The following is a 13311-nucleotide window of genomic DNA, read 5'->3' as shown; positions in this document are numbered from 1 at the left end:
CTGCGACGTCATCTTCGCCATGCTCCGAGACGGAACCATCTACGAAGCGAAAACACCCGCCGCCGCTTGACGAAAACCATAGGGGCACCCCCCCCCTTGAGCTTGATGTCCTTGACGATCGTGACCGTGTCACCATCGGCGAGCACATTGCCAACGGCATCCTTGATCGAAGCGGCCTCGGTCGTCACCTTCTCGGCCGAGTCTTTTGGCCATTCGTGCCCGCATATCGGGCACACCAGCAAGGCACCCTGCTCCTAGGTGAACGCCTCGTGGCACTCCGGGCAAGCCGGCAGAGCGTCAGACATTGAAGCGGACTCGACCACGTTCCGTAGCTGAATAACCTTTCCCTGCGCTGCCGTCGACTGGGCTGTGAGACGAATCCACGTTTTGCTTGGGCTGCTGCTTCTGGGCGTGGACCACGGCCAAGTCACGCCGAGACTGCCCTACTTGCTACCCATGAGGCCACTTGGGTACGAGAGGTGAACCCTAATTTGGCCAGGATACTCTCGACGTGACCTCCGACTGTTCGTGGGGAAATCACAAGGCTGTCGCCGATGGCCCGGTTGCTGAGCCCTTTTGCGATCAACAAAGCGATTTCCTGTTCCCGCTTGGTAAGCGGAGATGCCGGAGCATCGGGCGATGCTGGAGCTTCTGCCCTGCCCAGGGCAAGGTCTATGGCAGCGTCCTTCGTCAACTGCTTTGTGCCTTCCTCCGCGATGGCGATCGTGGAACCGACGGCGTCGGCGATGCGCGTTGCTGTGAGCTGCGAATCACCTTGAATGTGGGGGCCGAAGGCAGCGACTGTTGTTCCAAGCTCTTTCCAGACTGTTGAAGCCGCCAGGGCTAGTTCTTCGGCTTTCTTGACTTCATCAGCTGAGGCGGCAATCCAGGAGAGCAATTCGATGCTGAGCGCCGTGCAGATGCTGTCTTTGAAATCCTTTTGCAGTTCCAGAGCCTGCAGTGCAGCTTGCCGGGCTGATTCCGTGTCACCCTGTTTCCAGTAGCAGACTCCACTGATCCACAACGTGTACGCGCGTGACCATCGCTCCCCGTGGTCGTTGCTAAGCGTCATGGCATGCCGGCAGGTGTCCAAGGCCTCTTCAATCCCTGTGCTGCTGTAGGTTTGGGCCGTGGCCAGCATGTAGAGGGCGGCCAGTGCAGATCCTGTATCGCCGGTTCTGGTGTGGAGGTGGACGGCGTGTTGAAAGAGTTCTATCGCTGATGACAGGTTTCCGCTGAACATTTGGTGGAGCCCGGACCAGTGGGCTATCGGGGCCTGCAGAGACGGATCTGGCAGTTCGACGGACAACTGTCTGCACTCATCCAGATAGGCAGCTGCAGCATTTCGGTCGCCCTGGATCAGCGCAACCCAGGCGGCGACCCAGAGCGCTGCTCCTCGTTCCGGAGCAGGTTCATGGGCTTGGAGCAGGGCTCGGTCCAGCCACCGTCTGCCGTCGCTGAGGAAACCGCCGGCTATCCAGTGGTATCGCAGCATCGAGGCCAGTTCTGCTCCCGCGTAGTACTCGCCGGGCGTGCTGGTCGACCATTCCAGTGCGGACAGAACGTTGGGGTGGTCCTCGCGCATGTCTGCCAGGGCCATTGCCTGGTGGGGGCCGCACCAGGCAGAAACCATGCTGGCCGCACGGTGCAGGTAGTGGTCCCGGTGCCGTTGCTTCACGGCCGCGTGTTGTCCGGCTTTGGCCAGCAGCTCGGCCCCGTATTCGCGTACGGTCATCAGCTGTCGGTAGCGGGTTTTTTCCCTGCCTCGCTCGGTTATGAGGAGGGACTTCGCTACCAGCCGGTCCAGGACGTCTAGAACGTCTTCCTGTTTCAACTCATCGAAGCCGCAGACTTCCTCGGCCGCCTCCAGGCTGAAGCTGCCGGGGAAAACGGTGAGCCGCGCCCAAAGCAGCTTTTCGGCCTCTGTGCACAGGTCGTAGCTCCAATCGATGAGAGCTCGCAGGGTTTGCTGGCGCGGGAGCGCTGTCCGGTCGCCACCGGTCAACAGCTGAAAACGCTTATCCAGCCGCTGAACGAACTGCGTGACAGTCAGCGACCGCAGGCGAGAGGCAGCGAGCTCGATGGCCAGCGGGATTCCGTCCAGCCTGTGGCAGAGCTGGACGACTGATGCACTGTTCTCGGCCGTAACCGCGAATCCAGGATCTACACTTCGGGCCCTGTCGACCAGCAGTCGCACGGCCTCGAATTGTTCCAGTCCCTGCGGATTCCTTGCATCCTCGATCGATGGAGTTGATAGCGGAGGTAGCAGGCAGATGCGTTCGCCTCCGATGCCCAGAGGTTCCCGACTGGTGGCAAGAACGCGCACACCCGGTGCTTCCGGCAACAGAGAAGCCAACAGGTCCGCTACGGGCTGCAGAAGGTGTTCGCAATTATCCAACACGATCAGCAACTGCCTCGCCCCCAAGTGATCGGCGAGCTTATCCCGAGCGGGGCGGTTCGACTGATCTGGAACGGCAAGGGCAGAGAGCACTGTGGAGGCAAGCCCGCCTCCATCTTCCAAAGTGGCCAGTTCAACCCGCCAGACCCCATGGCGGAAGGCCCGGCGCGACTTTTCGGCCACCTCGAGGGACAAACGGGTTTTGCCGACGCCGCCCGGGCCGGTAAGGGTCACCAGCCGGGACTCGGCGAGGGCAGCCTTCGCGTCGGCGAGTTCCCGCCGCCGGCCAACGAAACTGGTCATTGGCGCCCGGGCGCCGCCATTGACACCTGCAGTGGTTGATGAACTCATTCTGTGCTTTCCCGTTCTTTCCTCCGGATTATGCCGCACCGGATGCGCCCACTGGAAGTGCATGCACCAGCATATGTGACCCAGGCCACACAAACGGGTATGGGTGCGGGTCATTCACCCCGTGTGCAGGCAGGTACCCCCGGCGGACGCTGGATGCAGCAGATCCTGCCGCTGTCCGAGGCAGCACAGGGCTGCCGTTCACCCTCTCACCCGCAGACAAAGGAGCATCCATGTCGGGTTCGAAGAAGAACTCCACCATGACCGGCACCGAAAAGATGATCGATTTTGACGTCATCGTCATTGGCGCAGGCTTTGCCGGTTTGTACGCACTGCACAAGCTGCGCGACCGGATGGGACTGTCCGTCCGCGCATTTGACGCCGCCTCCGACGTCGGCGGCACCTGGTACTGGAACCGGTATCCCGGCGCCCGCTGCGACATCGAAAGCATTCACTATTCCTACTCCTTCTCGGAGGAGCTGCAGCAGGAATGGGAATGGAGCGAAAAGTTCGCCGCCCAGCCCGAGATCCTGCGCTACCTCAGCCATGTCGCGGACCGCTTTAACCTGCGTGGAGATATCCAATTCAACACCAGGGTCACCTCTATGCTGTGGGACGAAGAGCACAGCCTGTGGCGGGTCGGCACCGAAGACGGGTCAGTCACGACGGCCCGGTTCGTAATCTCCGGAGCAGGAAACCTTTCCGTTCCCAAGAAACCGGAATTCCCCGGCGTGGAGGGTTTCAAGGGCGAGGTGTACCTGACCGGCAACTGGCCCCATGAGCCAGTGGATTTCTCCGGCAAACGGGTGGGCATCATCGGTACCGGCTCCACGGGCATCCAGGCCATCACCGAGATCGCCAAGGAAGCCGCCCACCTGACGGTCTTCCAGCGCACCCCGAACTATGCCACCCCCATCGGCAACGGTCCCGCGGACGCCGCTGAGACCAAGGAAGCCAAGGCAAACTATCCGGCCGTCCGGGCAGCGTCCCGCAACCACTTCGTCGGAGTCCCCTACAGCGACGTGCAACCCTCCGCGCTGGCGGTATCAGCCGAGGAACGCCGCCGAGTCTTCGACGACCGGTGGAATCGGGGCGGATTCCGGCTGTTTATTGACAGCTTCCAGGACATCCTGGTGGACAAGAAGGCCAACGATACCGTTGCCGAATACATCCGTGAACGCATTCGCGAACGGGTCAAAGACCCGGAGGTCGCCGAACTACTGGCGCCCAAGGACTACCCGTACGCCACTAAACGCCCCCCGTTGGAAACGAACTACTACGAGACCTTCAACCGCGAAAACGTCACTCTGGTCGATGTCAGAAAATCCTCCATACAGACCGTCACAGCGACCGGACTACGCACCGCAGACAGGGACATCGAGCTTGACGTGCTCATCCTCGCCACCGGCTTCGATGCCATGACCGGCCCTCTGCTGGCCATGGGCATCGTCGGCCGGGGCGGTCTGCGCCTGGAAGACAAATGGGTGGACGGGCCCCGCACCTACCTCGGTACTACCATCAGCGGATTCCCGAATTTCTTCCTCGTTACCGGGCCGCAAAGCCCCTCAGTGCTGTACAACATGCCGCTGGCCATCGAAGACCACGTTGACTTCGCCACGGACGCGATCGCCTATCTGCGGGAAAACGGCCTCGACATCCTGGAAGCCGAACCGGAGGCCGAACAGCAGTGGGTGACCCACACCAACGACGTCGCCCAGGCCACACTGATGCCCGAGGCGGATTCCTGGTACATGGGCGCCAACATCCCCGGCAAACCGCGGGTGTGCATGATCTACCTAGGCGGGGCGCCGGCCTACCGAGCCAAATGCGCCGAGGTTGTCGACAACGGATACCAGGGCTTCCGGCTCGAACCGATGAAAGTTCCGGCAGAAATTTCCTAAACCCATGCCCTCTTGCCCAATTCACCGAATCTAACCTTCAAAGGAGATCCCCATGCCAGTAGATGCAGCAGCCCAGGCAGTTATCGATGCCCTCAAAGGCACCAAGGCGTTCGCGGACATGACGCCGGAGGAAGCACGGGCCGCCGTCGCATCCTTTACCGGATTGCAGAAGCCCCACCGGGACGTCGGCAAAGTCGTTGACGCTGCGTACAACGGACCAGCCGGCGAGCAGCCGGTGCGTATCTATATACCGGAAGTTCCGGGCCCCCTGCCAGTGGTCGTGTACTTCCATGGGGGCGGATTCATCGCCGGCGATCCGGCGGTAGCCGAAGAACCGAACCGGGCCCTGGCCAACGACGCCAAGACCGTCGTGGTAGCCGCAAGCTACCGCCTGGCCCCCGAACATCCTTTCCCAGCCGCCACCGACGACACCTTCGCAGCACTCAACTGGGTGGCCGAAAACATTGCGCAGTACGGCGGAGACCCCTCCAGAATCGCGGTGATGGGCGACAGCGCCGGAGGCAACCTTGCTGCTGTCGCTGCTCTGAGGGCAAGGGACGCAGGCGGACCGGTCCTGCGCGCCCAGGTCCTTGTCTACCCCGTGATCGACCCGGACGCCGAGACACAATCAAAAATCGACTTCAAGGAAGGCTACATCGTTACCGCAGCCGACCTCGACTACTTCTGGAACCACTACCTGCCAAGTCCCGAGGATGCCGAGAACCCCTTGGCCGCCCCATCCAGGGCCTCGTCGCTGAACGGACTCCCGCCGGCCCTGGTGCTCAGCACCGAATATGAAGCAGCCCGTGACGAAGCTGAATCATACGCCCGGCAACTGGCGGAAGCAGGCGTGGAAACCGAAGCAATTCGCTTCGACGGCCTCATTCACGCCACCTACTGGGCGTCAGCGGCAGTACCCCGCAGCAGCGAAATCCACGATGCCATCGTGAAGTTCCTTCAACGGCAGCTCGCGGCATAAAGCCCTAAACGGGGAGGGTGCTCCGACCTCGATAACCAGAAAGGAGCACCCTCCTTGCGGCGAGGAAGTCGAAGGCGGGTGGCGGCATGGCTACGTCCCCGGGCATGGTAGAGGGCTATGCGAGGGCAATGCACGATTCCGACAAGCTCGCGATACAGGAGCCAAACGTTATATCGCAAGACGGAATTCAACCACGTTCCGTAGTCGAATAACCTTTGACCTGCTATGCCGTCGACGGGGTGTGGAGAGGAATCCACATCCTGCTTGGGCTGCGGATTCTGGACGCCAGCCCAAGCTCTATTACTGCTCTCGCATCAGAAACAGGAAGGCTGCCCGCGCGGACGATGTGTCCGGACGGGCAGCCTTTGGTGGGGTCTGTTCAGAGGCGTTTGACGCCGATGGTGTGGGCGGTGGTGAACTCCTCGATGGCCCATTCCCCGTTGAAGCGGCCCAGCCCGGAATTGCGTTCGCCGCCGAAGGCTACGTGGGCTTCGTCCTGTACGGTCATCTCGTTGACGAAGGTCATCCCGGCCTTGACCCGCTGGGCGAAGCGTACGCCGCGGTCCAGGTTCTGGGTGAACACGGCCGAGGACAGCCCGTAGACGTGGTCGTTGGCCAACTCTAGAGCGTGCTCCTCGTCGTCGGCCTTGAGGATCGTGACCATGGGGCCGAAGATCTCCTCGCGGGCAATCTCCATCTCCGGGGTGACGTCGGCGAACACGTACGGCGGGACTACCCTGCCCTCGATGTCTCCGCCCGCGACCACGCGGGCGCCGGCCTCCTTGGCTCCGGCGATCTTGGCCTTCAGGCCCTCAAGCTGGGAGTCGTTGACGACCGGGCCGACCAAGGTGCCTTCCTGGCTCGGATCGCCGAACTTCACCGATTGGGAGGCGGCCGTGAACTTGTCCACGAACTCGTCGTAGACCGGGGCTTGGACGATGATCCGGTTCACGGACATGCAGATCTGGCCCGAGTGCAGAAAGGTGCCGGGCACGGCCTGGCCGACGGCGGCGTCGAGGTCGGCGTCGTCCAGAACCACCAGCGGGGCGTTGCCGCCTAGTTCAAGGGAGGTCTTCTTCAGGTGCTCCCCTGAGGTGGCGACCTTGCCCACGTTCTGGCCCACCGGCGTCGAACCGGTGAAGGAGATCAGCCGCGGGACCGGGTGCGCGACGAACTCATCGCCGATCTCCGAGCCGGCGCCGGCCACCACGGACAGCACGCCGTCCGGCAGGCCGGCCTCCTCGAAGATCCGGGCAATCAACAGGCCGCCGGTCACCGGGGTGTCCGAGGCCGGCTTGATGACGACGGCGTTGCCCAGCGCCAGCGCGGGGGCGACCGAGCGCTGGGATAGGTGCAGCGGGAAGTTCCACGGGCTGATCACGCCCACAACGCCGACCGGCTTGCGGTAGACCCGCATTTCCCGGTCGGGGGTGTTCGAGGGGTGGATGGTGCCGTGTACGCGGGTCGGGAACGAGGCGGACTCCTGGGTGATGCCTGTGGCCAGGGAGACCTCGATGTTGGCCTTGAGCACCGTTGAGCCGGACTCCTTCACCAGCCAGGACACGATCTCCCCGCGGTGCTCCTCGAGAAGGTCTCCGGCGCGGCGGATAATCTTCGCGCGCTCGGACGGTGCGGTGGCGGCCCAACCGGGCTGGGCCGCCTCGGCGGCGCGGTAGGCCTCGTCCAGGTCTTGGCTCGAGGCCTGGCGGATTTCGGCCACCACCGAGTCGTCAAACGGGTTGACGTCCGTGTTCACCTTCTCCGAACGGCCCTCGCGCCACTCGCCGCCGATGAACTGCAGGTTCATCGGCTGTCCGGCGAAAGTCGCGGGGGTCGTAGTAGTCTCTGCAGTCGCAGTCATTTGTCTTTCTCCTTCAGGTAGGAAGGGCGCCGCAGGGGGCGGCGGCACTCTCCTGATCGTCTCTAAGAAAACGGGGCGTGGTAAGCCGATTCGCAATCAGCGGAGCGTTCCGACCTCCGCTGCCACGTGGGCAGCTCCCCGCCCAACCTGGGAACTGCTTGGAGGAGGTCATCACGAATCGGATTTCGAGGCCTCGCTTAGTGCCACATCCGCGGCCTCCGGGTCATGCTCGGTGCGCAGGTCCTCGACGGGCCGTAAAGCACCGATGAGCAAGCCGGCGCTTATGGCGACCAGATAGAGTCCCGGGAGGATAACGGAAACGACCCCCTCCGTGTCGATCAGGGCGCTAAAGTTCGTGACGGCCAATACCACGGCGACGACGAGCATGGCTCCACCTATCAGCGGGGCCACGAGGCGCGCCCACAGGTTCACTTCGGCCGACCGCCGTCGCAGGAATACGATGACGGCGGCGGCACCTGCGGCTTGCAACAGCAAGAGGCCGAGTGTGCCGAGCCCAATCATCCACATGTACAGGACCGCGAAGGGGTCCTGCCCTGTCAATATGAACAGCACCAGCAGAATGGCAATGGTGATCGTGACCAGCACGCTGGCACGGCTGGGGCTATGGTGGCGGGCATGGGAGTGGCCGAGCGACTTCGGCAGGAAGCCAGACCGCCCCAAGGAGAACACATAGCGGTTTATCGCATTGTGGAAGGACAGTAGCACTGCCAGCAGGCTGGTGACCACGAGCAGTTCCATGACCGCTGCCGCCCACCCCCCGAGGTAATCGGTGACTGGGGCCAGTACAAAGTTGACTGGGTCAGCCAAAGCGGCGTCCTGTACGTCGTTGACCCCGTAGGCGAGCGCCAGAGCCCACATAGTGAGGGTGTAAGCCACGCCAATCACGATAACGGCAATGTACGTGGCCCGAGGAACAGACTTCTTGGGCTCTCTGGCCTCTTCTCCATACAGAATGGTCGCTTCGAAGCCGACAAAGCATGCGAACGCAAAGAGCAGGGCCAAGCCAGTGGTTGGGCTGAAGATGTCGGCTGGGTTGAAGGAAGCAGCGTTAATACCTTCGGCACCGCCTTGCACCAGTACGGCGAAGTCAAAAACGAGCAGAAACAGGACTTCCAAGACCAGCATGATTCCCAAGAGCACGGTGGATACGCGTATGTCGCGGTAGGCGAGCAGGCCGATGACGACCACGCCGACCAGCAGCGTGGCTTGCCATGGAACGTGGAAGCCCAGGAACCGGTCAAATAGATCAGAGGTGAACGTGGCGAATTGGGCAGAAATCCCCATAAACATGGCGAGGTAGGCCAGCAGGGCAATTCCGGCTGCAGCGTATCCAGCCCAGCGGCCCATGCCCCAGGAGACAAAGGCCGCGAATCCTCCGGCATTGGTGACGAACTTGCTCATGGCGGAAAAGCCGAAGGCAAACAGCAGGAGTGCCAAGGCAGCGATCAGGTACATGGCTGGGGCAGCGGGTCCGGCAAACATGAAGACCACCGGACCGGCCCCCAGCGTAGCGGCCAGCGGTGCAGCAGCCGCAACCACGAAGAACACAATGCCGGCGGTCCCGATGGAACCCGCCTGCAACTGAGTGGAGACCGCCGATGTTTGCCGGGCTGACCGTGCGCTCGTCGCGGATGACGTTTTCATGAATACCTCTAAAGTGAGAAGAATCTGGCAAGGTGTCGAGTATCTGTGGTCTTCCATGCTCCGGGAACCACCGGTGCATGACAACGAACACTCTGAGAAGGCGCGTTCGCGATTCTTGAACGTGAGAAGCCACGGATCGGCAACTGGGACGAAAGGAAGGGCGGACTGACGATGGAGATTCGGCAGCTGCAGTACGTGGTGCGGGTGGCCGAGACATTGCATTTCGGCCGGGCCGCCGAGATGGAGCACATCGCCGCGTCCGCGCTAAGCACGCAAATCCGCCGGCTTGAGTCCAGACTGGACGTCAAGCTGTTCGAACGGACACCTCACCAGGTATTGATAACCCCGGCCGGGGCTCATTTCGTTCGCGAGGCCCGCAGGATCCTGGACCAGTTAGACCTGCTGCGCACTCAGACCCAATCCATCGCGCGGAGCGCCACCGAGCACCTGAGCATCGGTTTCTTCGGAGAGGCTCTGGGCGAACTCACACACCGGGTCTTCGGAGCCTTTGCCGCTGCCTTCCCGCAGACCCGACTGGAGTTCACGGAGTTGTCCATGAGCACCCAGTTCGAAGACTTGGGATCCGGAGTAGTGGACGTCGCCTTCTTTCGCATGCCGATCGACGACCAGCGGTTCGAGGTGCGGCCACTCTTCCAGGAGCGGCTCTACGCCGCTGTCGCGGCCGGGGGACCCTTCGGCACGGCCACATCCCTACAGGTGGAAGACATCATCGATCAGCCCTTCGCAGTCGCCGGGGACACGACGCCGGCCGAATGGGCTCATTTCTGGACTCTCGCCGGGGCGCGTGGGACCCCCGGGCGCACCGGTGCTCTGGTCCGGACCCTGAACGAGAGTCTTTCGGCGGTAGCTTACTCGGGAGCGATCGACACCTATCCGGCCTCGGCCACTCGAACCTTCCACCACCCCGGCGTCCGCTTCGTTCCCCTCTCTGATGGCCCGGCCAGTGTCCAGGCCTTCGTCTGGCGTCGAGGCAATACGAATCCAATGATCCCCGAATTGCTAGAAGTGACCCAGTCTGTGGTCCGCGACCACATCGACGAATTGCCAGAGGCCGAGTCCCTCGTCGACTGACCCGGCAGAGCAACCGCGTGGGGCGACGTGGGGCGTTCTGGTCTTGCGAAGATGCGTTCGAGTTTTCGTGATTGCCCGTCGCATGCGGCGAACCGAGGATGGAACGACAAGCAGGCAGCCCTGGGGCTGCACTCCATCGAGAAGAGGTTCACTGTGGCGGCACTTTCGCTCCAGCAAGCACAGCAAACATTCATCGAGCAGTTCTCGGTGTCGGGCCGGATGACCGAGGAGAGCCGCCGGTCGGTTCCGGGCGGATACAGCCGAAACTCCTTCAACTTTGGCCCGCACGCGGTCTTCGTGACACGCGGCGAGGGTGCCTACATTGAAACTGTCGACGGAAACAGACTGCTGGATTTAAATAACAACTACACCGTGAATGTCTTGGGACACCATCACCCGGGGCTGACGTCGGCTCTCATGGATGCCATTCCCAATGGCATCTCCTTCGGGAACCCGGGTGCCCAGGAAGGAGCCCTGGCCCGGATGCTCATAGAGCGGATCCCCTCGGTGGAGAAGGTACAGTTCTCTTGTTCTGCAACTGAATCTTGTATGACGGCCATCCGATTGGCGCGAGCCACCACTGGCCGCACCCGAATTGCAAAGTTCGAGGGCGGATACCACGGCTTCAGCGACATGCTACAGATCTCCGCACACCCCACCCCGGAGAACGGAGGCGATGCCGCAGCCCCGGTGGCTGTTCCAGACAGCGGTGGCATCCCCTCCACGAACACGGACAACGTCCTTGTGCTGACCCAGAACGACTTGGCCGGCACCGAAGCACTCCTGCGAGCTCACAGTCAGGAGTTGTCGTGTCTGATCCTGGAACTGCAGAGCGGAGCAGGTGGCATGGTGGCGCTGGATCAAGAATTCGTGCAGATGTTGCGCGATATCACCCGGGAACTGGGGATTGTCCTGATTTTCGACGAGACCATCAGCCTGCGCGCCGGATACCACGGACTGCAGGGTCGCTACGGGATCACCCCGGACCTGACCGTTATGGGCAAGATCATCGGTGGTGGCCTGCCACTCGGCGCGGTCGGCGGCAGCGCAGAGATCATGAATGCCTTGGAGGACGGGCGGGTCACCATCTCCGGAACTCACCACGGTCACAAGCTCTCGGTAGTGGCCGGTGCCGCGTGCCTGACCGAACTCACTGAAGAGGCCTTCACCAAATTGAATGGGCATGCGCAGCGAATCACCACGGAGCTCAACGCTTGGAGCCAGGGACGCAATAGCCCGTTCCGGATCCACGGTTGGGGATTCTCTCACTTGGGCTACGCCTATATGACCTCTCCCGGGGAAGTCGTGCGTACACATCGTGACTACTGGCGACTTGTAGACGGCGACAAGACACAGACCATCTCCCTGGAATTGGCCAACCGGGGATACTTTCCCGTCCACCGGGGAGAGATGTCCTTATCCCTGGCTATGAGCGACCAAGACATCAGCGGACTGATCGAGACCCTGAAGTCCATCGTCTCGGACATCGAATCCGAGAGCATGACGAAGGAGGCCCGGCCGATCGCCCACGCCGTGTAGGCTGTCCGTTCGTTACTTGAGACGAGCAGATCCCCCCGCTGAGGCGATCTGCTCGTCTCTTTACGGGGGCGTGACTATCCGTTTCTGGCGGTCTTCGTAATCCTCACATTCGGGTCGATGAAGTTTCATCGGCGCCTGCGGCGTCGGGGCCCAGCGGCTAAAGCGCGAATCAAAATTCGACCGCGTTCCGCAGCCGAGCAACCTCTCCGCACCAGCGTCATCGCGGACAGTACTGTGACTCGATGTCCTGCCTCTTCGCCTGTCCCCGCTATCCGGACGTTGAAAGTCACTAATATTCTAAATCGAATGTGACGGAATTTCTGTCGTCAAAATCGGTACTAGAGCAGTCGTAGAAGATCACCCGTGTCGCTTCCAGAGGAACATGTGTTTGCCAGCCTTGCCGGCGTTTTCCCAGAACCTGAATAGCAACTGGCGTACACCATCCCTCACCCTCGTAATATGCGGCGCAAAGTTGGGCGTTCGATATGACTACAGAGCCATGAATTTCAAACTGGTCGCCCACCCTCTGCACGCTGATTACTTCTATATGGGGTCGCCCGTCATAGCTTGTAGTCGCTGAGTTGTATTGAGCCCATGGGGTCAAGTGGCGATAGAACTCCATGACTGACGACACAAACACCGGGTTGGAGTTGTGTTTTTCGATACGTGCCTCAAGCAAGGGCTCGCGCACCCAGCCCGCCGAACTTCGCGCGGGGTAATAGCCAGCATGCTCCTGGCAGAGAGCTTCCACCGACTGGGCATCGCTCAACGGGTAGGATGCGGTCATCTGCGCAACTCCGTAGCTGCCTGCAGGAACAAGACGTCCTTTAGCTCGCTCCAAGCGCCGCATCCATCTCGGCCGTTGTAGTGCCTCGGCCGCCACAATGGACTGCATCAAGACCGGTTCACAGTTGGCATCAAGGGCAGCTCGGTTTACATGCTCCCAAGTGTCTTCGCCTATGTCCCTCCGCGCCGCTGTCAGTTTCTGTTCGACACTTAGCGCCGGGGAGCGCAAGAATTGCTGGAAAGCAGTGGCGAGTACCGCGGCGAAGACGGCGGTCCACACGGCGAAAATGAGTTCATTAGGATCTGGGACGAAATCCGCGTACCAGCGATAGGTCAAGTAGGACAGGGCTACGAGGCCTGCGATCAGAACGAGATTGAAGACGTAATAGAACCACAACACGGGCCCGCGTCCTGCTCCCCCGCGCCGCAAGCGCCAAAGTGCGCGACCGTCGTTCACCAGGGCATATGGGACGCCCATGCACACCAAGGCGATCAGCGCGTTGCCGCCCAGGCGTTCCACCGTGATGGCTAGCAGGCTACCCACCGCGTAGGTAGGGAAGGATCGGAAAAGCATGTACCTCAACGCACTGGATCGTGGAGCATTGTCGAGCGCTGTGCGGACTGACATGTAGGACTCGGGCCACTGGGATCCCATGGCTAGGTACAGGACATGTAAGAAGCCGGCCCCTAGCAAGCCGAGCATTATCGACATCATGGAATTACCTTGACTGCTGAGCGCATC

The 13311-nt window shown here is 61.6% G+C and carries 9 protein-coding genes; 4 read left to right on the top strand and 5 right to left on the bottom strand.

The features are described from left to right. Nucleotides 1-8 precede the first annotated feature (8 nt). Complete coding sequence (locus AB0N75_RS02850; RefSeq protein WP_364644749.1) at nt 9-188, bottom strand: PhnA domain-containing protein; 180 nt, start codon at nt 186-188, stop codon at nt 9-11. 239 nt (nt 189-427) lie between these two features. Beyond that, nucleotides 428-2863, bottom strand: a complete 2436-nt coding sequence (locus AB0N75_RS02845) for a LuxR C-terminal-related transcriptional regulator (RefSeq protein ID WP_364644746.1) — start codon at nt 2861-2863, stop codon at nt 428-430. A gap of 116 nt (nt 2864-2979) precedes the next feature. Here AB0N75_RS02845 and AB0N75_RS02840 point away from each other — a divergent pair, with 116 nt between their 5' ends. Both AB0N75_RS02840 and AB0N75_RS02835 read left to right on the top strand, forming a co-directional pair. Then, on the top strand, nt 2980-4647 hold the full coding sequence (locus AB0N75_RS02840) for an NAD(P)/FAD-dependent oxidoreductase (protein ID WP_364644743.1): 1668 nt from the start codon (nt 2980-2982) through the stop codon (nt 4645-4647). A gap of 52 nt (nt 4648-4699) precedes the next feature. Continuing rightward, a complete protein-coding gene (locus tag AB0N75_RS02835) occupies nt 4700-5626 on the top strand; it encodes an alpha/beta hydrolase (protein WP_364644740.1) in 927 nt (308 codons plus the stop codon). A 379-nt stretch (nt 5627-6005) separates the two neighbouring features. Here AB0N75_RS02835 and AB0N75_RS02830 read toward each other — a convergent pair whose 3' ends face one another. Further along, the gene (locus AB0N75_RS02830) at nt 6006-7487 is read right to left on the bottom strand and encodes an aldehyde dehydrogenase family protein (RefSeq protein WP_364644737.1); all 1482 of its coding nucleotides are present in this window, start codon (nt 7485-7487) and stop codon (nt 6006-6008) included. 171 nt (nt 7488-7658) lie between these two features. Beyond that, complete coding sequence (locus tag AB0N75_RS02825; protein ID WP_364644734.1) at nt 7659-9152, bottom strand: APC family permease; 1494 nt, start codon at nt 9150-9152, stop codon at nt 7659-7661. Between the two features lie 171 nt (nt 9153-9323). Here AB0N75_RS02825 and AB0N75_RS02820 point away from each other — a divergent pair, with 171 nt between their 5' ends. Together AB0N75_RS02820 and AB0N75_RS02815 are read left to right on the top strand one after the other, a co-directional pair. Then, nucleotides 9324-10244 (top strand): LysR substrate-binding domain-containing protein, encoded by a 921-nt coding sequence (locus AB0N75_RS02820; RefSeq protein WP_364644731.1) that lies wholly within the window; start codon nt 9324-9326, stop codon nt 10242-10244. A gap of 27 nt (nt 10245-10271) precedes the next feature. After that, the gene (locus AB0N75_RS02815) at nt 10272-11783 is read left to right on the top strand and encodes an aminotransferase class III-fold pyridoxal phosphate-dependent enzyme (protein ID WP_364644728.1); all 1512 of its coding nucleotides are present in this window, start codon (nt 10272-10274) and stop codon (nt 11781-11783) included. 289 nt (nt 11784-12072) lie between these two features. Here AB0N75_RS02815 and AB0N75_RS02810 read toward each other — a convergent pair whose 3' ends face one another. Continuing rightward, nucleotides 12073-13089, bottom strand: coding sequence for a hypothetical protein (locus AB0N75_RS02810; RefSeq protein WP_364644725.1), 1017 nt, complete (start codon nt 13087-13089; stop codon nt 12073-12075). Nucleotides 13090-13311: the final 222 nt, after the last annotated feature.

The sequence above is a fragment of the Arthrobacter sp. NPDC089319 genome, assembly GCF_040684925.1.
Taxonomy (GTDB): Bacteria; Actinomycetota; Actinomycetes; order Actinomycetales; family Micrococcaceae; genus Crystallibacter.
The sequence above is the reverse complement of the archived record's forward strand: the minus strand, read 5'-3'. Positions and strand labels throughout refer to the sequence as shown.